General features: G+C 71.3%; 16 protein-coding genes. 4 read left to right on the top strand and 12 right to left on the bottom strand.

The annotated features are described in order from the left end of the window. The 3 genes from AB6V29_RS15220 to AB6V29_RS15210 are packed head-to-tail and all read right to left on the bottom strand — an operon-like array spanning window position 1 to window position 3,571. Window positions 1-1,512 carry an EboA domain-containing protein gene (locus AB6V29_RS15220; protein ID WP_369359666.1) on the bottom strand — a complete coding sequence of 504 codons (1,512 nt, stop codon included), beginning with the start codon at window positions 1,510-1,512 and terminating at the stop codon, window positions 1-3. After that, the gene (locus tag AB6V29_RS15215; protein WP_369359664.1) at window positions 1,509-2,375 is read right to left on the bottom strand and encodes an SCO3242 family prenyltransferase; all 867 of its coding nucleotides are present in this window, start codon (window positions 2,373-2,375) and stop codon (window positions 1,509-1,511) included. Before AB6V29_RS15215 ends, AB6V29_RS15220 begins: the two co-directional genes overlap by 4 nt. Further along, complete coding sequence (locus AB6V29_RS15210) at window positions 2,372-3,571, bottom strand: inositol-3-phosphate synthase (protein ID WP_369359662.1); 1,200 nt, start codon at window positions 3,569-3,571, stop codon at window positions 2,372-2,374. The genes AB6V29_RS15215 and AB6V29_RS15210 overlap by 4 nt, the downstream gene beginning before the upstream one ends. A 292-nt stretch (window positions 3,572-3,863) precedes the next feature. On the opposite strand from AB6V29_RS15210, the gene AB6V29_RS15205 reads away from it, so the two are divergent. Beyond that, window positions 3,864-4,601, top strand: a complete 738-nt coding sequence (locus AB6V29_RS15205; protein WP_369359660.1) for a ferritin-like domain-containing protein — start codon at window positions 3,864-3,866, stop codon at window positions 4,599-4,601. Between the two features lie 94 nt (window positions 4,602-4,695). On the opposite strand, the gene AB6V29_RS15200 is transcribed toward AB6V29_RS15205, so the two are convergent. Together AB6V29_RS15200 and AB6V29_RS15195 are read right to left on the bottom strand one after the other, a co-directional pair. Beyond that, entirely contained in the window at window positions 4,696-5,667 is a 972-nt protein-coding gene (locus AB6V29_RS15200) for an acetylxylan esterase (protein WP_267788334.1), read from the bottom strand. Next, window positions 5,664-6,662, bottom strand: coding sequence for an acetylxylan esterase (locus AB6V29_RS15195; protein WP_369359658.1), 999 nt, complete (start codon window positions 6,660-6,662; stop codon window positions 5,664-5,666). Before AB6V29_RS15195 ends, AB6V29_RS15200 begins: the two co-directional genes overlap by 4 nt. A gap of 47 nt (window positions 6,663-6,709) precedes the next feature. On the opposite strand from AB6V29_RS15195, the gene AB6V29_RS15190 reads away from it, so the two are divergent. After that, entirely contained in the window at window positions 6,710-7,504 is a 795-nt protein-coding gene (locus AB6V29_RS15190) for a DeoR/GlpR family DNA-binding transcription regulator (RefSeq protein ID WP_267788338.1), read from the top strand. Window positions 7,505-7,548: 44 nt separating this feature from the next. Here AB6V29_RS15190 and AB6V29_RS15185 read toward each other — a convergent pair whose 3' ends face one another. From AB6V29_RS15185 to AB6V29_RS15155, 7 genes are all read right to left on the bottom strand, one after another. Beyond that, window positions 7,549-8,442 carry a LacI family DNA-binding transcriptional regulator gene (locus AB6V29_RS15185; RefSeq protein ID WP_103208326.1) on the bottom strand — a complete coding sequence of 298 codons (894 nt, stop codon included), beginning with the start codon at window positions 8,440-8,442 and terminating at the stop codon, window positions 7,549-7,551. An 85-nt stretch (window positions 8,443-8,527) separates the two neighbouring features. Beyond that, window positions 8,528-10,783: an FAD-dependent oxidoreductase gene (locus AB6V29_RS15180; protein WP_369359655.1), complete on the bottom strand. Its 2,256-nt coding sequence runs from the start codon at window positions 10,781-10,783 to the stop codon at window positions 8,528-8,530. A gap of 65 nt (window positions 10,784-10,848) precedes the next feature. Then, window positions 10,849-12,669 carry a BNR-4 repeat-containing protein gene (locus tag AB6V29_RS15175; RefSeq protein ID WP_369359653.1) on the bottom strand — a complete coding sequence of 607 codons (1,821 nt, stop codon included), beginning with the start codon at window positions 12,667-12,669 and terminating at the stop codon, window positions 10,849-10,851. Between the two features lies 1 nt (window position 12,670). Further along, complete coding sequence (locus tag AB6V29_RS15170) at window positions 12,671-13,990, bottom strand: extracellular solute-binding protein (protein WP_369359651.1); 1,320 nt, start codon at window positions 13,988-13,990, stop codon at window positions 12,671-12,673. 45 nt (window positions 13,991-14,035) lie between these two features. Next, on the bottom strand, window positions 14,036-14,965 hold the full coding sequence (locus AB6V29_RS15165) for a carbohydrate ABC transporter permease (protein ID WP_103208317.1): 930 nt from the start codon (window positions 14,963-14,965) through the stop codon (window positions 14,036-14,038). Next, window positions 14,962-15,909, bottom strand: a complete 948-nt coding sequence (locus AB6V29_RS15160; RefSeq protein ID WP_369359649.1) for a carbohydrate ABC transporter permease — start codon at window positions 15,907-15,909, stop codon at window positions 14,962-14,964. Before AB6V29_RS15160 ends, AB6V29_RS15165 begins: the two co-directional genes overlap by 4 nt. A 247-nt stretch (window positions 15,910-16,156) precedes the next feature. Continuing rightward, complete coding sequence (locus AB6V29_RS15155; protein WP_267788347.1) at window positions 16,157-17,005, bottom strand: alpha/beta fold hydrolase; 849 nt, start codon at window positions 17,003-17,005, stop codon at window positions 16,157-16,159. An 88-nt stretch (window positions 17,006-17,093) separates the two neighbouring features. On the opposite strand from AB6V29_RS15155, the gene AB6V29_RS15150 reads away from it, so the two are divergent. Then, window positions 17,094-17,555 carry a MarR family winged helix-turn-helix transcriptional regulator gene (locus AB6V29_RS15150; RefSeq protein WP_210076118.1) on the top strand — a complete coding sequence of 154 codons (462 nt, stop codon included), beginning with the start codon at window positions 17,094-17,096 and terminating at the stop codon, window positions 17,553-17,555. Continuing rightward, window positions 17,552-18,925, top strand: a complete 1,374-nt coding sequence (locus AB6V29_RS15145; RefSeq protein WP_267788350.1) for an MFS transporter — start codon at window positions 17,552-17,554, stop codon at window positions 18,923-18,925. The genes AB6V29_RS15150 and AB6V29_RS15145 overlap by 4 nt, the downstream gene beginning before the upstream one ends. The last annotated feature ends 44 nt before the right edge of the window (window positions 18,926-18,969 follow it).

The following is an 18,969-nucleotide window of genomic DNA, read 5'->3' as shown; positions in this document are numbered from 1 at the left end:
TCAGGCCCTTTCGCGAGCACGGAGGAGAGAGAGGTCGTCGGGCACGGGCCGGCCCGCGGCGCGGCGCTCGGCCGCGAAGCGCTCGGCCATCGCGGCGAGCTCGTCGTCGGCGCGGGCGCCGAGGCCCGAGACGACGGAGAGGGGGATGCCGAGGAACACGCACTTCAGCACGCCGTGACGCCACGCGTGGTCGTCGAGGTGCTCCGCGGCGAAGGTCCCGAGCGCGGCGGCGACGAGCCGGGTGTCGTTGGCGCGCAGGGCGTCGGCGATCAGCTCGAGACCGGCCTCGCGCCAGGGGGCCGGGGGCGCCTCGATCGCGTCGAGCCCTCGCAGCACGCCCCGGCGCTCGGCGTCGTCGCCGCGGCGGTACAGCGCGAGCACCACGTCGGGGTCGGCTCCGCTGTCGGCCAGGGCCGCGACGATGGCCGCGCGGACGGCGTCGTCGGCGCTCGGCGCGAAGGGCTCGGCGGAGAGGGGATCGCGCCCCACCTCGCGGCCCGCCGAGGCGAACAGGCGCGGCGCACGAGTGGCATCCGTCCGCACCTGCTCGACCGCGCGGGTGGTCCAGGGGTGCGGTACCGGGGTCGCGGGGGCGCTCGACCCGGGAACGGAGGATGCCACGGGGGTGCCGGGTCCTCCCCCGGCGGGTTCTCCTCCCCCCGCGGGCCCCGCGGACGCCGTGCGCTCCGCCGCCGCCACCAACGCGGCCATGCTCGCGCGGGCCAGCTCGGGCGCTGCGTGCGCGTGCCGCGGCAGCTCGACCGCGACCACCCCGGTGTAGTCGATCTCGCGCAGCGCCGAGAGGGCGGCATCCAGGTCGAGCTCCCCCTCGCCGAAGGGCAGGTGCTCGTGCGCCGCGGGCCGCATGTCGTCGGCCTGCACGTTGCGCAGCAGGGCGCCCGCCGCGCGCAGGGCGCCGACCACTCCCTCGGGCTCGACGACCACGCAGTGGCCGAGGTCGACGGTGAGGCCCAGGTTCTCGGGGTGGCCGAGGCGGGCGCGGAGCGCGAGGGCGTCGGCCACGGTCTCGATGAGCATGCCGGGCTCGGGCTCGAGGGCGAGGGCGACGCCGGAGTCGGCGGCGAACGCGGCGAGCTCGAGAAGACGCTCCTCGAGCAGGACGCGCGCCTGATCGACCGAGACGTCATCGGGCACGACCCCGCTCCAGAGCGACACGCAGTCGGCGCCCAGGATCGCGGCGATCTCGACGGCACGGCGCAGGAACGCCAGGCGTGGCTCGGCCTCGCGGTCCACGAGGGTCGGGCGGTGCTTGCGCAGCGGGTCGAGCAGGTAGCGGGCTCCCGTCTCGACCACCACCCGCAGGCCGCGGCGACGCAGGTCGGCGGCGAGCGCCTGGGTCTGCGCACGCCAGTCGGCGGCGAAGGGGTCGAGGTGCGGGTGGCCGAGGGTCAGCGCGACCGCGCCGTAGCCGTGGTGCTGCAGCACGTCGAGAGCGGCGGGCAGCGGGTGGTCGGTGAAGCCGTTGGTGCCGTAACCCCAGGTCCAGCTCATGTGATGTCTCCCCTCCATCGGCGGCGGCCGAGCCAGCGGCCGAGAGTCTCGACGCCCAGCAGGGCGGCGGTCGCCGGCGGCGAACCCGCACGGGCGGCGAGGGCCGACTGCAGGGGGACGACCGCGCGGATGCCGGCGCGGGTGGCGTCTCGCGCCTCGGCGGCTCCGGGACGACGGGCGACCGCCAACTGCCCGGGGAGGACCGCGGCGAGGTAGCGCGCTCCCCCGAGCACGGTGGCGGGGTGGTTTCCCCCACCGAGCAGACCGGATGCCGCGACGGCGACGCTCGCGGCCGCGGCGGCGCGACCGGTGGTCGCGGTCGACCCGTCGACCTCGCCCCGCGAGATCGCGGTGACGGCGACGGTGTGCGCGGCGACCGCGCCCGCGGGGACCACCGCCGAGCGCCACCCCGGGCCCGCGGCGCCCATCATCACGTCGAGCCCCCGGCACGCCGCCATGACCACGGGGCCGGCCGCGGTGGGCTTGAACACGGTGTCGTACGCCCACAGCGCGCCGGCCAACGCGACCGAGACCAGGCCCGAGGCGCGACCCGCGGCGAACGCCGAGCCGACCCCCAGGGCGGTGAGGCACACGCCGACCGCGAGGGCGCGGCCACGGCTGATCCGCCCCGAGGGGATGGGGCGTTCCGGGCGTTCGCGCGCGTCGAGGTCGGCATCCGCCCAGTCGTTCACCGCCATGCCGGCGCTGTACAGGCAGACCGACGAGACCGCGAGGGCACCGACGCGCAGGGGTCGGTCCGCGCCCGGCCCGCGCGCGCTCAGCGCACCGACGAGGGCATCGCCGAGGACGGTGAGCGAGGCGGGGGCGCGGACGAGGTCGAGGTAGTCCGCGACCCGGGTCACGGTGCGGCGACCCGAGCTGCCGCGACGGCGGCGGCGGTCTCGTGCACCCACGAGACGAAGTGGGCGGTCTGCTCGCCGAAACCGTGGACGTCGCTGCCCCACGGGTCCTTGAAGAAACAGCCGAGGGCGGTGACGACACCGGCATGACCGGCGCGGGTCGCGAGCGAGAGGGCGCGGACGAGGTCGATGACCAGGGGCGCCGCCAGAGCCGAGTCGTACGCGCTCCAGGTGGTCTGCAGCGTCACGCGGCTGCCGAGGAAACCTGTTGCGCTGACGTGGTCCCACGCGGTCTTGACGTCGCCGAGGTCGGGCACGTTGTCGATGTGCAGGGGGGTTACGACGTCGTCGCCGACGAGGGCGTGCAGACCGCGGTTCTTCGACACGAGCTTGGAGCGCACCGCCTCGGGGTCGGCCAGGGTCGCCCCGTCGCCTCCGCCGAGCAGGTTCGTGCCCGCCCAGGACTGCACGCGGAACCCGCGAGCCGTGAACATCGGGGCCAGCACGGTGCGCAGCAGCGTCTCTCCGGTCTTGCCGTCCTGACCCGCGTACGCGATGCCCGCCCGTTCGGCGCGGTCGCGCAGGACGGGAAGGTTGAGGGATGCCGAGGGGGTGAAGGCCGCGTACGCGGCTCCGGCGGCTATCGCGGCGAGGGCGGCGCGCGAGCTGGGCGGCAGCACCCGCACGCCCGGCGTCGTGAGGGCTGCCTGCAGCAGCTCGTCGTCTTCGAATCCCGGGTGGTAGGGCGGCAGGGGCTCGGTGGACGAGACGTCGATGACGACGACCTCGCGCAGGTCGTACCGCTCGCGGAAGTCGACGATGTCGGCTGCCAGCAAGTCGATCTCCTCCTGCTGGGTCGCGGTCATCGCGGGGACGGTGCGGAGGTTCCGATCGGTCTCGCGCAGGCGTTCGGCGACCGCGTCGACGAGGGCCGCGGGGAACATGCCGCCCGCGGCGAGCTGGCGCGCCCGCTCCTCGAGCGGGGTGGTCGAGATGTCGTGGCCGCCGACGACGATATCGGCGAGCGCGGGGAACTCGTCGACGCGCACCGCGTCGGTCTCGGTCGTGAGCCCCACGGGGGTTGCGACCCCCGCGGCGAGGGCGTGGATGCCGAGGGTCGCCGTCGTGGCGAGCGAGCCTCGTGCGCCGATGAACCAGGCGCCGACGTCGGCGGTGTGTCGGGTGTCCGAAGTGTTCACGTGAGGGTCCGTTCTTCGTTGAGGGACGTCGATTGCCGGGCACGCGCGACGGCGCGACTCCGCGGGTGGGAGCTGTGGGGGTGGGGCGCTCCGGTGGGGATGGAGGGCGGCCCAGGGGTGGTCGGGGGGACTCGTCGTCGAGGTGTCCTGGTCTGTTCGACAGTAGTGAGGCTTTTGCGGAAAGGCAACCAAAAGATGTTGCATTGAAGTGCAATATTCGCTGCCGATTCGACGTCGGCAGCCGGGCGCATGTCGAGGAGGATTCTCGAGCGCCGCCTGCGACACTGCTCTCATGACCGCCCGCCGAGACACGACAGCGCCCGACGTCGCGTTCGAGAAGTGGGTGACGCATTTCACCTCGAACCGTCGACGCCACGACGCGATCGAGGCGATGATCGACTGGGAGGCTCCCGCCCGCCTACCGACCGGAGTCCGGGCCATCCTCGTGCGGTCGTTTCAAAGATTCGAGCTGGGTGAGGGTGGCGACGGGCTCCATCTGCTCCGCAAGGCAGAGGGCTGCGGTACCGCTCAACGGGAGGCCCTGAGACTCCTGGTGGCGGAGGAGCAGAAACACTCGGCGCTGTTCCGACGCGGACTCCAGCACCTCGGAGCGGGCACGTTGACCAATCATTGGTCCGACCTCATCTTCACGCGACTTCGGCGCGCGCTCGGGCTGCGCACCGAGCTGGCCCTGTTCCTGACGGCCGAAGCCGTCGCCATGCCCTACTTCGTCGTCCTTGCGCGTTCCGGGCCCGACCCCGTGATCCGCGGAATCGGCACGCGCATCGCGCTGGACGAAGAGCATCACCTCGCTTTTCAGATTGCTCAGCTCCGAGGAGGGCTCGCCGCCCTCACGACGCCCGTGCGGACGCTCGTCCTGCTCCTGTGGTGGGTGGTCGCCGTCGGAGCGGCGACCGTCGTGGCCCTTGACCACGGATCCGCTCTGCGCGCGTGCGGCCTCCCCGTGCGGCGCTATTGGGGAGCAGCGTTGCGCTCTTTCCGTCGGGCCGTCGAGGCGACGGTGTCCTGAGCGGCGGCGCCGGTCACGCCCGCTGGTCTCGAACCCGACTCTCGTCCCGCATCACTGTTGACTCCGCGCCGTAGCAGCGCCCCCGGGCGCCACGTCAGCCGTGCACAGCGAGCGCGCGCAGCACCTCGAGCTGATGCGCCGGACCGCCACCCTCGTGGCCGTTCCACGGGTAGACGCGGATGCTCTTCTCCCCCGCGTAGTGGTTGTACGCCGCATACACGGTCGACGGCGGGCACACGGCATCCCGGAGCCCGACCGAGAACAGCGCGGGGACGCTCGCCCTCGCGGCGAAGTTCACGCCGTCGAAATAGGAGAGAGTGCGGAAAACCTCCTCTTCCTCGCCGCGCCGGGTCTGCAGGTAGGTGACGATCTCGCTGTACGGGGCGGCGTCGGTGATGGCGACGGCCCGACGCATCGCGCTCAGGAACGGGAAGTCGATCGCGGCGAATCGCAGCCCCTCGCTCAGCGCCGTCGCGGCGAGCGCGATGCCCCCACCCTGGCTGCCGCCCCACACGCTCACGCGCGTCGCGTCAGTGGCCGGGTGCGACCGCACCGCGTCGATAGCAAGCACCGCGTCGCAGAACACGCGCCGGTAGTAGGAGCGGGCGGGGTCGTCGAGGCCCTCGGTCACGCGACCGGCGACGTGTGGAGCGCCGCCCACGGGGTCGGCGGTCGCGCCGGGGAGCGACCCGCTGGTCTGGCCTCGCGTGTCCATGACCATCACCGCGAAGCCGGCGGAGGGCAGGAGCGTGTGCTGGTGCGCGAAGCCGCGGCCAGAGTTATAGCCGATGTACTGCACGACGCACGGCAGGGGGCCGGAGGCCCCGCGCGGGCGCAGCAGCCACGCCCGCACCTCGTGTCCCGCGAACCCCGCGAAGACGACGTCGTCGACCTCGACGCCGATCACACCGCTGTCGGCCGCGTCGACCGGGGTGAATCGCGCGGGCCATGCCCCCGCGCGCGCCTCGGCGAGCGTATGGGTCCAGAACCGGTCGAAGTCGACGGGCTCCTCGCGCTCCGGGTAGAACGCCTTGAGCTCGGCCAGGGGCAGATCAAACTGGGTCACGAGTTCTCCTTCTCTCCGACGAGGCGCGAGAGCACACCGTCGATGTGAGCGCGCGTGGCGGCGAAAGCCCGCGTCCGGACCTCGTCGAGACCGGCGTACTCGCGATGGCCGTAGGGCTGCACGTCGAGCTCGAGCTCGGCGCCCGGCGCCTCGTCGATCGCATTCGCGACCGCGAACTGGCCGGGCGGGGGAACGTGGCGGTCGCGCAGCGCGCACTCCACACGCACCGGTATCCGGAGGTGGGTCGCCGCCGTCGAAGCGTCGAAGAAGCGCAACACCTCGCGCGCCTCGGGGTGGGTGGCGACGTGGGCGCGCACCCGCTCCCCGCTGCCCTCGCACGGCAGGCGCAATCGCAGGTCGTACTGACCGAAGCTCGGCACGATCAGCGTCGCGCCGACGAATCGGTCGTCCCACGGCAGGGCCAGCGCGCCGATCCCGCCCCCGAAGCTCTCGCCCACGTAATACAGGGGAACGGACCCGGCGAGCGCCCGCAGCGCCGACCCGGCGTGCCAGAGGTCGACGGCGCACCTGCCGAGGACGTACTCGTGGATCGAGTGGATGTCGTGGAGCACATGCCCCTCGGCGGGCGTCGGCGCCCCGAGACCGGCGTTGAGCACCCCTTGCCCCCGGGCGACGGGGAAGAACACCGCCGCATCGTCCGGGACGCGGTCGACGTCGGGCGCCTCTCGACCGCCGTAGCCGTGGCCGTGCACGATACCCACGCGGGGCGGCACCCCGTCGACGGTCGTGGCGAACCACCCGCGCAGGCGCAGGCCGTCGGCGACGGTGTGCTCGACCAGGAACAGGGCACGGCCGGCCACCCGCCCCAGGGGGCTCATGCGGGGGTCGGGGTCGACCCGCATCGCCTCCGCCGCCCAGGCCCGCCAGCGCTCGGCGAATCCGGCAGGCGGGGCGACCGGTGGCACCGCGCGCAGGGCCGGCAGCTCGAAGCCGTACGCTCCATCGCCCGCGGGATCGGCGATGACGCCGTTCACAAGCGAGCCGCCGTGGAAGACTGGAGGCCCGAACGAGAGGAGCGATCGTGCTCGCCGCCGAACGCCGATCCCGCCTCCTGGCCGAGGTCCGCCGCCAGGGCGCCGCCTCGGTTCCCGACCTGGCCGTGACCCTCGGTGTGAGCGAGATGACCGTCCGGCGCGATCTCGACGTGCTGGCCGCCGACGGCCGCGTCGACAAGGTGCGCGGCGGAGCCCGCAGCCCGCAGCCCGGGATCGGCGGCTCTCGCGACCTCGCCACGCAGGCCCGCCGCAACGGCGACGGCAAGCGCGCCATCGCGCGCCGCGCCGCCGAACTCGTCGAGGCGGGCATGTCGGTGGGTCTGGGCGGTGGATCCACGACCTGGGCGCTCGCCCGCGAGCTGCGCGGAATCGACGACCTCACGATCGTGACGAACTCGCTGCCCGTCGCCGACGTCTTCGCCCGCCCCGACCGGGCGGACGAGCCCTACACCCAGACCGTCGTGCTCACCGGTGGCGTCCGTACCCCCGCCGACGCGCTCGTCGGCCCGGTCGCGGTCGCTTCGCTCGAGCACCTCCATTGCGACATCGTCTTCCTGGGCGTCCGTGGGATCGACCTCACCGCGGGGTTGACGACCTCGAACCTGCTTGAGGCAGAGACGAACCGCGCGCTGGTCGCTGCGGGGGCCCGGGCGGTCGTGCTCGCGGATCACACCAAATGGGGAGCGGTGGGACTCACCACGATCGTCGACCTGAACGAGGTCGACCTCGTCGTCACCGACGCGGGGCTCTCCCAGGAGGCCGAAGAGACGCTGCGCGCGCACGTCGCCGAGCTGTGGGTGGCCGCCGACGGCGACGACTGAGACGCGCCCGCGTCCTCGAGAAGACCGGGCGGCGACAGCCGCGCTCACCGCGCCGTGCTCGCTCGCGCGATGACCGTGGCGTCGACCACGATGTGCCGGACCGGGACGTCGGCGCCCGGGCGAGCCGCCATCTGACGCTCGAGCTCGGCGAACGCCGCCTCGACGATGCCGTGGTCGTCGGGTGCGACCGACGACAGCGCCGGCACCGAGAACTGCGCAGCGTGTACGTTGTCGATACCGATCACCGCGACATCGCCGGGCACCGCGAGCCCGCGCTCGTGCAGTGCCGCCAGCACGCCGAAGGCCACGGAATCGTTCGAGCACACCACGCCGTCGAAGGCGATGCCGGAATCGTGCAGACGCCGCAGCGCCTCCGCACCCTCTTCCGAGGTGAAGGCGTCGACCGGCACGATCAGGCCGGGCTCGTCGGCCAAGCCCAGGCGCGACACGGCGTCGCGGTAGCCGGCGAAGCGTTGGTCCGCGGCATCCGAGGGACGGGACACGCGAGGACCCAGGAAGGCGACCCGACCGCACCCGGAGGAGGCGAGGTGCGCCGTCGCCAGGTCCGCCGTGCGACGGTTGTCGATCGAGACGTGAGTGAAGGGGCTCACGGCGATGTGCTCGCCGAGCAGGACGAGCGGACCCGGGTCGGTGCGCCGCGTCAGATCTCCGACGGTCAAAGACCGAGGGATGTGGATCAGGCCGTCGGTCGCCGGGAGCCCCACCCCGTTCGCGACATCGATCTCTCGCTGGTGGTCACCCTCGGTCTGCTGGATGAGGATCGACAGCCCTCGCGCCTCGGCACCGCGTGCCAGCAGGGTCGTCAGCTCGGCGAAGTACGGTTCCTCGAGATTCGGCACCGCCAGCGCGACGATTCCCGTGCGCTCGCGACGCGACAGGGGGGAGATCCGCCGCGTCGCCGAGGGCGTGTCGGTCATGGCGGGGCTCCTCGTCGAGGACCGGGCGGCGCTCGCGCGCGCCGCGGGGCGGTCTGTTCTGGGGGCTACGGTATCGCGCGGCATGTCACTCCTGAACACGGAAGGCCACGATGCGGGCCTCCGGCGCGCCGTGGGTCGCCGTCACCACCACTCGCGCGGCGCTGATCGCGCCGAGCCCCTCGGGTAGCGGGTGCCGGCGGCGGCGACGTCTGTTCTGCGCCACCGCCGCGACCTCGACCCATTCCTGCGCCCCGGCCGTCTGCGCCTCGACCCGGTAGGCCTCGACGAGCGAGGGCATCACGAGGTGGGGATCGCGATGGTGGTGGAGGGTGTTGAGCTCGACGTCGGGGTCGTCGTCGAAGATCAGCACGACCTCGCGCGCGACGACCGGCCGCTCCCAGTCGAGACGGAGCCACGCGTCGCCCTCGGCCAGAGGAGCCGAGGCCCAGAGGTTCGGACCACCGAAGGGGCGCTGGTAGCCGCCGACCGCACGCTCGGGCGCCAGCGCCTCTGACGGCGTGGGCACGCGGAACTGCACCGACCGCCCCCGCAACGGCTTGGTCGGCCACTGCACGAGCAGCTCGTCGAGGCTCACCTGGACGTTCTGGTCGTCGGCATCCGAGGTGTGGACGAGGGTCAGGATGCCGGGCGGAAGCTCGTCCGCCACGAACACGCTCACGCCGGGTCGGGCGCGCAAGACGACGACCGCGTTGGCCGGGGTCTGCGGCTCCCACCGCACCGGGGCGTGCACCCACTGCGCCTGGCCCGCGGTCACGGCGACGGTGACCGCGTGCTCGAGGTGCTCGGGGACGACGTTCTGTGGGAGCCCCGTCGACCACACCTCGACCTCGAGATCGACGTCGTGCTCAGCGGTGACCCGCAGGTCGAAGCCGTCGAGACGCGGGTGCACGGGCACGACGATGCCGAGGTCGTGCTCGAGCGGATGGAGCCGGACCGAAGCTGCCTCGCTGGGTCCGAGCCCCCCGCGCACGCCCGAGGCCGTCACCCGCGCCGAGGCGGCGAGGTTCTGCGGGTCGGTGTCGGCCACGCCGATGAGCGGGGCGTCCTGTCGCAAAAGCAGCTGTCGGAGTTCTTCACGGTGATTCTCGTAGAGCCCGCGGGGGCTCGTGTGATGAGCGAGCGCGAGGGATGCCGCGGTCCCCGCCGCCTCGCCCATCGCGGCGCACGTGGCCATGACGCGCGCCGCGCCGAACGCGATGTGGGTGGCCGAGACGTCGCGCCCCGCCATGAAGAGATTCTCGACGTCGGCGGAGTAGAGGGAGCGGAACGGGATCTCGAAGACGCCGTTCGAGAAGCGCTGCACGGCGCCCGCACCGGTCGAGTACATCCCTTCTTTGGGGTGCAGGTCGATCGACCAGCCCCCGAAGGCCACGCCGTCGTCGAAACGCGTCTGTTCGATGATGTCGCGCTGGTGCAGCGTGTAGTCGCCGACGAGGCGGCGGTACTCGCGCTTGCCGGGGACGTTGCCGATCCACTCCAGGTCGAGGTTGTCGGCGTCGAACTCGCCCGAGTTCTTGATGTGGTTCCAGATGCCCAGGATGACCGAGCGCAGCTCGTCGCGGATGCGCTCGTTGTCGTGCACGATGTCGAGCTCGCCACCCCACTCGATCCACCAGTAGTGCGCTCCGCTGTCACCGCTTCGGATGATGCGCGACGACGGGATCGGGGTCTTGAGGATCGACTTCGCCGAATCGGGTGCGACGAAGCGCACCGGATGCCCCACGTCCTTCGTGTAGAACAACAGCGTCGAGCCGAGGAAGGTGCGCTCGGCCTCTTCCGGCGCCCAGTCCTCGTCGAACTCCACCCGCGACTCCTTGCCGAGCCGCGCCCTCGCTCCGGAGAGGTGGCCGACGAGTCCGTCACCGGTGCAGTCGAGGAAGACCGGGGCAACGAAGCGCGTCTCGGTCTCGGCTCCCATGGTCCATCCCGTCACCGACTCGATGCGGCGCGCACCCTCGGGGCCGGTGGCGGCCACGTCGCGCACGTCGGTGTTGAGGTACAGCGAGATGTTCGGCTCGGCACGCACGGCATCCAGCACCACGTCGTCCCAGTGGATGGGGTTGCCGTCGGGGTTGCGGTACTGGTTCTCGAGGTACAGCTCGCCGATGATGCCGTTCTCGCGCGCCCACCGCTGATTGCCGTGCGCGGTCGCCCCGCACACCCAGACACGGACCTCCGACGAGGAGTTCCCGCCCAGGACCGGTCGGTTGTTGATGAGGGCGACGCGCCGGTCGAGCCGGGCGGCGGCGATGGCGGCGGCGACTCCGGCGAGTCCTCCGCCGACGACGACCACGTCGTAGTCGGCCGTATGTGAACGCATTCTGCGGGTGTCCTTCCTGGGGACGCGGGGGCGTCCGAATGTGGTGCGGGGAGAGATCGACGGGCTCAGTCCACGGCGATCGCCTCGATCTCGAAGACCCGGGCGACGTCGGTGGTGGATGCCGACGGGTCGCTGATGAGCAGCCGCACGCCGTCCGCGACGACGCCGCCGGCCGGGACGCTCACGAGGCGCTGCGTGTTCGCGGTGACGGAGCCGAGGCTCGTCCAGCCCGTGGGGGTGTGCACCTGCACCTCGAAGGAGCGCAGGACGGCGGCGGAGCCCGAGTCGGCGCTGTAGCCGCTGCGCACGCGCACCTCGTCGAGCGCCGCCGGCGCGGTCATGCTCAGCGAGATCCACGGAGCGGTGTCACCGACCGCCGAGATCCACCGGCTGGCGTCGCTGCAGACGCCGTCGACGGCGAGTGCGGGGCCGGTGTCTGCGCGCAGGCTCGACGAGGCGGTGGCCGTCGCGCCCAGCGCGACGTTCACGCCGCCCGGGTCGTCGCGGAGGTCCGAGACGAGGGTCGACAGCGAGGTGGCGGGACCGACGGCCGCGTCTCGAGGAACGACGGCGCGGGTGAGACGGGCTGGGGCCGCCGCAGGAGCGGAGAGGTAGACGACGTCGGCGTCATCGGTCGATCGCGTCTGTGCCCGCAGGCGCTGCTGGCCCAGAAGCGGCTCACCGACAGCGGCATAGGTCCACGCGGCGGCTGCGTCGGCGCGCTCGGCGACGATTGCGCGGCTGCGCACCTCGCCGCAGACCTGGGCGGTCACGACGGTGTAGAGCCGCGTCGTCGACCCGGCGCGGGTGAGGTCGACGGCAGCCGACGTGGCGACGCCGTCGCCGAGGGCCGCGGAGTCCACGACCTTCTCGTCGATCCAGGACGATCCGTCCCACCGCACGAAGCGGGCGTCGTAGGCCGTGCGGTCCTTCTCGACGAAGCGGTAACCGATGCCCGCGAGAGCGGAGCCGTCGAGGGCGAGCTTCGCGGACTGCACCGCCGGGGTGTAGCTGCGGATCGTCTCGCCGGTGAGGAACGGTCGCCAGACGATCGCGCCCGTCGAGGCGGGGGTGATCGGGCCGGGGACCGTGGCGCCGGCAGCGTCCGCGAGTGACCCCGTCGCCGGATCGTAGACGGCGTACGAGCCGAGGTGGCGCGCGGGGTCGGCGGGGAACGGGCCCCACTCCCACAGCACGTGCACGCGACCGTCGGGCGAGACCTCGAGGTCGTCGGGGTAGAAGGAGTAGCCCTTCGCCGCGGCGATGGTCGTCTCGCGCCCCCATGAGCCGGCATTCCGGTCGTAGTGGTAGAGCACGCCCTCGCGCGCACCGTCGGCATCCGTCCCGGTGCGCACCAGCACCCACGCGTCGCCGTCGGCTCCGCGGGCGGTCACGGGGTAGGTGATGTCGACGTCGAGATCGGGCATGGTCGAGGTGCGATCCACCATCGTGCTCACGTCGCCCGCGGTGTCGGAGCGGAAGTAGTTCCACTGCTCGTTGTGCATCGAGACGAAGGCGTGGATGACCCCGTCACCGTCGACGACGATGGAGGGCTGGTTGTGACCGTTGTCGTCGACGAAGGTGACGCACGCCGCTCCCGGGGAGGTGCGCAGGCACCCCTCGGCCCACGTGCCGTCGGCAGCACGCGAGGCGAGATGCACCTCGTGCCGCGCGGCCTGGGCCGCGGGGGCGTTGAAGGCGAAGTAGGTCACGTCCCCCACGACGTCGAGGGGGTTCCACCACGCCGCCTGGTTCGACGAGTCGACCGCGAACGGGAGCTCTTCGACCGTCGGCACCCCACCGACGGCGTGTGCCGACGGCGCGACGATCAGCCCGAGGGCGAGCGCGGCGATCGCCGCCGCGCTCCCTCCGCGCAGAAACCGCACGTCAGCCGACCAGCTTCTGCGCGGCCTCGCCGGCCCGCTTCATCGCGTCCGCCGGCGAAGCGGATCCGATCAGCACGGCCTGGACGTTGTCGGCGATCGCCGACTCGATCTGCGAGTACGCGGTGAACTTCCACAGCGGGTTCGAGCTGGCCGTGGCCGTGATGCGCTCGCTGAACTGCGCACCGAAGGTGTCGGCGGCGACCTCCGACGACGAGAGCGCCTCTGTGGTCGCCGGCGGCAGGCCGCGCAGGGCGTAGTCGGCCAGGATCGCGTCGAGGTCGGACGTGGCGTACTGGGCGAAGTCGCCCGCGGTCGCCGCACCCGTTCCGTTGACCACGGCGATCGCGCCGCCCCAGACGAGGGCACGCGGGGTGTCGCCGGCCTTCATTACCGGACGTGAGACAGGGGCGAGCTTGCTCGCGAGATTCGCGTCGGGCGATTCCTTCGTCACCGCGGCACGGCCCACGGGGGCGTCGTCGTACATCGCGGCGCGACCCTGTGCGAACAGGCTCCGCGCGTCGAAGCGATCGACGTCGGCGGCGATCAGGCCCTGGTCGTAGAGCCCCTTGTACCAGGTGACCGCTTCGATGCTGGCGTCGTCGCCGATCGTGACGGTGTCGCCGTCGACCAGCGGGCTACCGAAGGTCTGCATCCAGATGAGGATGTCCTTGAGCTGCGCGGCCTTGGTCGAGGCGGCGTACGGGATGAGGCCGTTTCCGAGGCCCTTGAGCGCGACCAGGGTCTTCTCGAACTCGTCCACCGTCGTCGGGAACGCATCGGGGGCGACGCCGACCTTGCCGAGCGTCTCGGAGTTGGCGACGAGGCCGATCGCGCCGATGGTCCACGGCAGGGCGTACTGAACGCCGTCGAAGGTGGCCGCCTGCAGGGCCGAAGAGGTGTAGCCGCGACCGGATGCCAGGGCCGAGACGTCCTGCAGCTTGCCGGTGGCCGCGAGGCTTCCGAGCCAGGCGACGTCGACGTGCGCGGCGCCGGTGAACTGACCGCCCGTGACCTGCAGCATGAGCTGGTTGATGTACTCGTTGTACGGGAACGCCGTGCGCTTGATCGCGATGCCGCGAGCCTTCTCGTACGCCGCGAGGGTGCCCTCGAGCGCCGGCTTCGCCGACTCCTCGGTGAGCGACCACGACGAGAACGCGAAGTCGGTGGGATCGGCGCCGTTCAGGCCGGCCGCGCCCGCGGCGGGCCCGGCGCTGCCGGTGGGTACGCATCCGGCCAGGGCCGCGGCGGCGGCACCGATGCCGAACATCTGCAGCGCGCGACGGCGGGTGATCAACGGGTGGGGAAGCGATGAAGCTGACATAGGTGTCCTCCTTGACAGGTGAGCAGAAGAAAGGGAGTGGAGCGGTCAGCCCTTGACGGCGCCGGCCGTCATACCGCTGACGAGGAAGCGCTGCAGCAGCATGAAGGCGATCGCCACGGGCAGCGACACCACGAGCGAGGCGGCCATGAGCTCGGGCCACGCCGTTGCCGCTTCGCCGACATAGGTGTTGACGAGGCCCGGGGGCAGCGTCTGCTTGTCGGGGCCGGCGAGGGTCAGGGCGAAGATGAAGTCGTTCCAACCGCGGACGAAGGCGAACAGGCCCGCGGCGACCAGACCGGGGGCCGCCAGCGGGAGCACGATCGAGTGGATCGTGCGCAGGCGCGAAGCGCCGTCGACCCGGGCCGCCTCGATCAGCTCGTCGGGGATGGTGTCGAAGAAGCCCTTCAGCATCCAGACGCACAGCGGCAGCGTGAAGGTCGTGAACGACAGCACCAGCGCCGTGTAGGTGTTGAGCAGACCGTAGGCGCTGAACACGCTGTAGAGGGTGACGAGCAGCAGGGCCTGCGGGAACATCTGAGAGGCCAGCACGAAGTACATCAGCTGGCGGCGCCCGCGGTACCGGAACTTCGAGAACGAGTACCCCATGTAGGCCGAGACGATCACCGACAGCAGAGCGGTGATGACCGAGACGATCACGCTGTTCTGCAGGTAGGTGAACAGCTGCGGGTTGGAGGTCAGCGAGGTGTAGGCGTCGAAGGTGATCTCGGTGGGGAACAGCTTCGGCGGGTACGAGAAGACCTGGTCCCGCGGGGTCAACGAGGTGGCGAGCAGCCAGTAGACCGGAAGCAGGGCGAAGCCGCCGCAGACGATCAGCGCGGCCCACGAGGCGAGTCGGACACCCGGGCGGTCGGAGCGCAGCCCCGAGCTCGGGCGACGACGACGCTCGGGCGCCGGAGCGACCACGGGCGGCACGTCGGGGGCGGGGGTGACGGTGGGCAGTGCGGTGCTGGTCATCGCTTCTCGCCCCTCTCGGAGAATCGGACGTAGACGACGACGAGCGCCATGAGCAGGATGAGCCAGAGCAGGCCGAGCGCACCGGCGTGACCGAGATCGAAGCCGTGGAAGGCCGTCTCGTACACCGAGGTCGCGAAGGTCTCGGTGGATCCGGCCGGACCTCCGCCGGTGAGCACGTAGATGATGTCGAAGTGCTGGAAGTTCCAGATGAACTCCAGCAGCAGCACGAGACCGATGATCCCGCCGATCTGCGGGACGGTGATCGAGAAGAATCGGCGCACGGTACCGGCCCCGTCCATCTCGGCGGCCTCGTGCAGCTCCTTCGGTACCGTCTGCAGGCCGGCCAGGAGCATGACCATCATCCAGGGGAACGACTGCCAGGTCTTGGCCACGATCACGGCGAACATCGCGGTCCCGGGCTGGGCGAGCCACGCCTGCGGGCTGACCCCGAGCGGCTCGAGGATCGCGTTCATCACGCCGTAGTTGGCGTTGAAGATCCACATCCACAGGAACGAGACGACGACCCCCGGAACGAGCCAGGGGATGAGCATGAGCCCGCGGAAAACCTTCGACCCGCGAATCTGCGTGTTCAGGGCCAGCGCCAGCGCGAAGCCGATGACGAACGGGGCGATCGTGGTGCCGAGCGTGAAGACCAGCGTCTGCCACAGCAGGCGAAGGAAGTCGTCCTGCAGCACGTCGACGATGTTCTGGAACCCGACGAACTCGCGACCGGGCAGCACCAGGCTCTGCTTGAAGAAGGCGGTCACCAAGGCCGAGACGAGGGGATACGCCACGACGACGGCCATGAGCGCCATGCCCGGCACCACCAACAGGACGGCGAACATGCCGTTGCCGAGCCGCTCCGGGCGCGAAGCCCGAGCCTGAACCCACCTCGGCGTCCTGTTGGGGTTGTTTACTTCTGTTGCGATTTGTGAGTTTGTCATCGTCACGTCCGTGTGCGCTTTCCTCAGCATTGAGGGACCCGGGGGCCCATTTGCGGCGCCACGCGCCGCCATCGACCGCTTCAGCTTGGCCGTTCACGGCCGCGGGGTCAATTCGCAGGAGGTAACGCTTGAATTACAGCGTGTTCGTACATGTTCATACGTGTTATCAAAGTGTGAAATAGCACACGCGATTGACCGCGTACGAACACAGCGACTCCGCGACAAAGAGCGACGTGCGCCATCCTGGTCAGCGGCGCTGCGGCATCCGCTCGTCGAGCCACGCCAGCAGATCCGCCCGCACCTCGGCCTGGCACCGCTCGGCGAAGATCTCGTGACGGGCACCCGGGTACACGAGAATCGTGACATCCGTCAGTCCGGAGCGACGCGTGTAGGCGTCCGCCAGTCTGTGCACGCTGCGCGGCCCGCCGACGGTGTCGTCGCGACCGACCATGAGCAGCAGGGGCACGTCGCGTTCGAGGCCGCGTCGCGGCCGCCCGAGGAGCTTCGCCGTCTCGAGGGGACCGAAGAGCCGCGCGAGCGGCGTGGAGGTCGTGAGCGGGTCGGCGACGAAGTCTCGACCCACCTGCTCATCGCTCGACAGCCACTGCATGCCCGAGCCCCGCAGGTGCTTCCACGGGGCGTTCAGATCCCCGGCGTTGAGCGAACCGGGCACCCGCAGGGCCGAGCCGGTCATCACCACGGCGTCGAAGGCCTCGGGATGCCGATCCAGCAGCATCTGCGCGAGGAACGAACCCCACGAGTGTCCGAGCAGCACGAGAGGCAGGTCGGGGTGCTCCGCGCGGATGCGCTGCGTGAGGGTCCACACCGCGTCGCGGGCGGCTCCGAGTCCGCCGGGCCCGAGCCGTCCGAGCTTGCGGCGGTCACCGCTCCATTGCCGCAGCCCCGTGCGCCCGTGACCGCGGTGATCGTCGGCATAGACCGTGTAGCCCGCGTCGACGAGCGCCTCGATAAGTGCGCCGTAGCGCCCCGCGTGCTCCCCCACACCGTGCAGCAGCTGCACCACCGCCCGGGGCTCGGCCGCTTCGTAGACGTCGTAGACGATCGAGATGCCATAGGCGTCGACGAACTCGGGCATGGGGGGAGTCTAGGGCGGCGGACGCGGGGAGAACGGGGTCCGCCCGTTCCTTTAGCAAAGCTAATGAGATAATCTGACGTCTAGGAACATGAATGATCGCGTCGACGAATCCCCCCTTCCCGACTTGAGTTCTGACCACAGCGCAGCGGCGTCCGAGCTGCGCATGGCCACGTTCCGGCTCGCCCGGCGCCTTCGGGCGCAGCGGGCCGTCGACACCATGAGCGACGGGCAGTTCGCCGTCCTCGCCGCGTTGACGGTGCACGGGGCGCACACGCTCGGCCAGCTGGCCGACCGCGAGCGCGTCACCGCCCCGTCGATGAACCGCACGGTGTCGCTGCTGGAGGACGCGGGATACCTGACCCGCATTCCCGATGAGGTCGACCGACGCCGCGTGAGCATCGACCTCACCGATCTCGGCCGCCGCATCGTCGATGAGACGGTCCGGCGACGAGACGCCTTCGTCGAAGAGGCTCTCGCCGAGCTCTCCCCCGAAGAAAGACAGGCGCTGGCCCGCGCCACGACGATCATGAGGAAGGTGGCCGACAGATGAGCACATCGATGTTCCGGTCGCTGTCGATCTTCAACTACCGCGTCTGGTTCATCGGAGCCCTCGTCTCGAACGTCGGCGCATGGATGCAGTCCACGGCCCAGAACTGGGTCGTGCTGACACAGCTCACGAACAATGACGCCGCCGCCATGGGCATCACCATGGCCTTGCAGTTCGCTCCCCCGCTGCTCCTGGTGAGCGTCACCGGGTGGGTCGCCGACCGGTTCGACCGCCGCAAGCTCATCATGTGCACGCAGAGCGCTCTTCTGCTGCTGGCGGTGTCACTCGGTATCCTGCTGCTGAGCGGGGCGATGACCCTGCCGTTGATGTTCTGCTTCGCACTGGCCCTGGGTGTCGTCACGGCCTTCGACAACCCGGCGCGGCAGGCCTTCGTCTCCGACCTGGTCTCACAGGAGAACGCCTCGAACGCCGTCGCCCTCAATGCGGCGTCGTTCAACATGGCCCGCCTCATCGGTCCCGCCGCCGCCGGCATCATGATCGTGCTCGTCGGCACCGGCTGGGTCTTCCTCGTCAATGCGTTCACCTTCTTGGCGATGCTCGGCGCTCTCTTGCTCATGCGCCCGCACGAGCTCGTCGCCCGTCACCGCCGCGGCGGCCCCGCTCGCCTGGCCGACGGCTTCCGCTACGTCGCACGGCGACCCGACCTCGTGGTCATCTTCGTGATGGTGTTCCTCCTCGGCGCCTTCGGCATGAACTTCCCGATCTTCGCCTCGACGATGGCCCTCGAGTTCGATCGCGGCGCCGACGGCTTCGGCCTCCTGAGCTCCTTCGTCGCGATCGGCTCCCTCGCCGGAGCCCTCCTCGCCGCGAGACGCGAGCGCGCCCGGATGCGGGTGGTGATCGTCGGCTCCGGCGGCTTCGCCGTGGCATCCGCCCTCTCGGTCTTCGCGCCCAGCTACGGCGCCTACGCGGCCACGCTCGTGCTGACCGGCTTCTGCGTCGTGACGACCCTGACCACCGCGAACGGCTACGTGCAGACCACGACCGACCCCCTCCTGCGTGGTCGCGTGCTGGCGCTGTACATGGCGATCCTCCTCGGGGGCACCCCCGTGGGCGCCCCGATCGTCGGCGCGGTCGCGGCGCAGTTCGGTCCTCGCGTGGCCATCGCGCTGGCGGCGATCGTGGCGGTCGTCGCGTGCGCCATCGGCGCGACCTGGACCGCGATGTCGGGCCGTCTGCACCGACACGAGACCAAGCGCTTCCGCCTCACGCTCGACGAGACTCGGCCCATCGCGACCGTCGCGGCCGAGCCCGAGGACTTCAGCGACGAGGTCGCCGGCACGACGCCGATTCCGCTTCCGCCGGGCGAACGTTCGCCGCGTGCGACGCCGCGTCCACGCCACGGCGGCTGACGCCCTCGCCCCACCGCGACGCCGCCCCCGCCGCGCCGCCCCAC

Origin of the sequence: Microbacterium sp. 20-116 (genome assembly GCF_041079415.1) — a bacterium.
Taxonomy (GTDB): domain Bacteria; phylum Actinomycetota; class Actinomycetes; order Actinomycetales; family Microbacteriaceae; genus Microbacterium.
Note: the sequence above shows the minus strand (reverse complement) of the source record. Positions and strands in the feature narration are given on the sequence as shown.

Bases quoted from the DNA above. Each gene is read 5' to 3' on its own strand.
- AB6V29_RS15160 (WP_369359649.1), bottom strand. From the start codon at position 15,909: ATGACAAACTCACAAATCGCAACAGAAGTAAACAACCCCAACAGGACG.
- AB6V29_RS15220 (WP_369359666.1), bottom strand. From the start codon at position 1,512: ATGAGCTGGACCTGGGGTTACGGCACCAACGGCTTCACCGACCACCCG.
- AB6V29_RS15205 (WP_369359660.1), top strand. From the start codon at position 3,864: ATGACCGCCCGCCGAGACACGACAGCGCCCGACGTCGCGTTCGAGAAG.
- AB6V29_RS15145 (WP_267788350.1), top strand. From the start codon at position 17,552: ATGAGCACATCGATGTTCCGGTCGCTGTCGATCTTCAACTACCGCGTC.
- AB6V29_RS15155 (WP_267788347.1), bottom strand. From the start codon at position 17,005: ATGCCCGAGTTCGTCGACGCCTATGGCATCTCGATCGTCTACGACGTC.
- AB6V29_RS15180 (WP_369359655.1), bottom strand. From the start codon at position 10,783: ATGCGTTCACATACGGCCGACTACGACGTGGTCGTCGTCGGCGGAGGA.
- AB6V29_RS15170 (WP_369359651.1), bottom strand. From the start codon at position 13,990: ATGTCAGCTTCATCGCTTCCCCACCCGTTGATCACCCGCCGTCGCGCG.
- AB6V29_RS15165 (WP_103208317.1), bottom strand. From the start codon at position 14,965: ATGACCAGCACCGCACTGCCCACCGTCACCCCCGCCCCCGACGTGCCG.
- AB6V29_RS15185 (WP_103208326.1), bottom strand. From the start codon at position 8,442: ATGACCGACACGCCCTCGGCGACGCGGCGGATCTCCCCCCTGTCGCGT.
- AB6V29_RS15150 (WP_210076118.1), top strand. From the start codon at position 17,094: ATGAATGATCGCGTCGACGAATCCCCCCTTCCCGACTTGAGTTCTGAC.